This window comes from Xanthovirga aplysinae, from assembly GCF_009711365.1.
GTDB lineage: Bacteria > Bacteroidota > Bacteroidia > Cytophagales > Cyclobacteriaceae > Xanthovirga > Xanthovirga aplysinae.
In genome coordinates this window covers 1-2624 of sequence record NZ_SMMB01000600.1, presented here as the reverse complement: position 1 = coordinate 2624, position 2624 = coordinate 1, and the positions used below count along the sequence as shown (strand labels likewise).

Annotated in this window: 4 protein-coding genes; all 4 read right to left on the bottom strand. The window is 36.9% G+C overall.

The features are described 5' to 3' along the window. Positions 1 to 431: ribonuclease HI (rnhA, locus tag E1171_RS03130; RefSeq protein ID WP_155203987.1), on the bottom strand; the 431-nt coding region annotated here is incomplete at its 3' end. A gap of 17 nt (positions 432 to 448) precedes the next feature. Then, complete coding sequence (locus E1171_RS03125) at positions 449 to 1057, bottom strand: MarC family protein (RefSeq protein WP_155203985.1); 609 nt, start codon at positions 1055 to 1057, stop codon at positions 449 to 451. A 93-nt stretch (positions 1058 to 1150) separates the two neighbouring features. Then, on the bottom strand, positions 1151 to 2209 hold the full coding sequence (locus tag E1171_RS03120) for an aminotransferase class V-fold PLP-dependent enzyme (RefSeq protein WP_155203983.1): 1059 nt from the start codon (positions 2207 to 2209) through the stop codon (positions 1151 to 1153). Continuing rightward, on the bottom strand, positions 2206 to 2624 hold a 419-nt coding region (locus tag E1171_RS03115), incomplete at its 5' end, for a type II 3-dehydroquinate dehydratase (protein ID WP_155203981.1). The genes E1171_RS03115 and E1171_RS03120, both read right to left, overlap by 4 nt.

The following is a 2624-nucleotide window of genomic DNA, read 5'->3' as shown; positions in this document are numbered from 1 at the left end:
TCATCTACTTTCAATCTGGTGCCTTCAGCACTTAAAACCGCCATTTCGTCGCAGCGTTCATTTTCCGGATGCCCATTATGCCCTTTTATCCAAATAAACTTCACCTTGTGTTGACGAAATACTTTAAGAAATCTTTGCCATAAGTCAGGGTTTTTCTTTCCCGAAAAAGATTTTTTCTCCCAATTGAATACCCAACCTTTTTCAACGGCGTCAACAACATATTTTGAATCCGAATAAATGGTAACATTAAATCCCGGTTTTTTTAAAGCCTCAAGGCCCACAATAACGGCCAAAAGTTCCATCCGGTTATTGGTAGTAAGGCGATAACCCTGGGTGAGTTCTTTACGATGCTCTTTATATTCTAAGATGGTGCCATATCCTCCAGGACCTGGATTGCCTTTTGAAGCACCGTCTGTATACATGGAAATCATAGGTGTATTTTTAAGGATCAATGAAGAGGGTGGTTGTGAAATACCCCCCCTAACTCACTTATAACGTTACTTTTAAATAATTTAATGGCAATTGCCAGTAAAATAATACCAAATACTTTCCGCAAAATACCAATTCCTCCCGGTCCAATTTTCCTTTCTAGCCAGGAAGAGCTTTTCAACACGATATAAACAAATATCAGGTTTAAAATAATACCTACACTGATATTAGGCTGCATATATTCTGCCTTTAGAGAGATAAGCGTCGTCATAGTACCTGCACCGGCAATCAATGGGAAGGCTAAGGGAATAATGGAGCCCGTGGAACTTTCCGGATCTGATTTAAAAATATCAATACCCAGAATCATTTCCATTCCAATTAAAAACATCACCAAAGCCCCTGCAATTGCAAAAGAGCCAATGTCAATTCCAAATAGATTCAATATGGTTGTTCCTAGAAAAAGAAATAAAAACATAAGCACGCCGGAAATAATTGTTGCTTTTTCCGACTGCACATGGCCATTTTTTTTTCTTAAATCAATAATGATTGGGATTGATCCCACTATATCTATCACCGAAAAAAGAATTAGGGTAACAGATATGATCTCTTTGAAATCGAAATTGAACATCTTAATAAAAATTTGCGCAAAACTATAAAAAAGTACCTGTTAATAAAGTCTTAATTGGTAAAATTAACGTTAAGCTTCTGTGAATTCTTATTTCTAGTAATAAGAAGATAGAAAGTTTTCCAGACGATTGATCTCTTTCCGCTGAATGGCAGGAAAATTCGCAATGCGAAAAGTGGTCATTTTCCAGTTTCCATAACCATTCCCCAATAGAATTCCTGCATCTTTTGCTTCCCGTTTTATTGAAGTTATTTGTTCCGTTTTTCCTTCTACGGTTAAAACTGTATGGGAACGTACCTCATCGTTCGTAATTAGACATTTAAAGTGTTGGAGTTGGTTAATTTTTTCAACCCATTTGTTGTATCGTTCCTTAATCAATGAATCTTGTGCTTCAATAATGGGGCTTGTTTTTAAGGTGCGCATCATTAAATAAATACCTAACACATTGGGTGTATAGGTGGTCTGATGGACTTTCATTTTTTCCATCATAAACAGTAGGCTATTATAATGGTTGTTTTCCCCTATTTCTCTGGCCTTTTGAAGGGCTTTTGGAGAACAGATCATTAAAGCCATTCCTGCAGGCAATCCCAGACATTTCTGGACAGAAGCATACCAAATGTCAGCTTGTTTAAAATCCAGGTAAACTCCTCCTAAAGAGGAAGTGGCATCCACCGCAAGAAGGGGTTCGGAGTAATGTTTTTTAATTTCAGCGATAGTCTTATTCCTAACCTGGGTTCCATTGGAAGTTTCATTCTGAGTGATACAAATCATTTCTGTATCCTCAGGAATATTTAAACCAGAAGGCATAATTGGGTTATGCAGGCTAAATGTTAATCCTTCTGCATTAGGTTTAAGTTTTTTTGTATATTCATACCACTTTTGTCCAAAAGCACCATTAAAAAGATGATAGCTCTTTTTGCTGATTAAAGATTGGGCTAATATCTCCCAACATTCAGTGGCAGAAGAAGTAAAAAAAAGGGTATAATCTTCAGGGATTCTTAATTTCGATTTTAATAAATGAATAACGGTCTTTGAAATTTCTACAAATTCCGAAGAACGATGATTAATACTCATAACCCCACTTTTGTAGGCGTCCTGCACATAGCGCGGAATATCTGAATAAACCTTGGAAGGACCGGGATAAAAACTGATCATTTTTTCTTTTTCTTGCTTTCAAAAATGTAATGGAGTAGAGCCAGTTTATACCCTTCTAGTCCTACACCAGAAATGATTCCCACACAATTGCGGCTTAAAAGGCTTTTGTGTCTAAAATCCTCCCGGCAATAAATGTTGGAGATATGTACTTCAAAAACAGGAGTTTTTATTCCGGCAATGGCATCTGTTATGGCCACAGAAGTATGGGTATAGGCACCAGCATTCAAAATTATTCCATCGTAATTGAAACCTATCTCATGGAGTTTATCCACAATTTCACCTTCAATATTTGATTGGAAATAATCCATGGTGATATCTGGAAATTCTGTGCATAGTGTTTCATAATAGTCTTCGAAGGTGTTGGTGCCGTATATGCTTTTTTCCCTAACACCCAGTAGGTTTAAGTTTGGTCCAT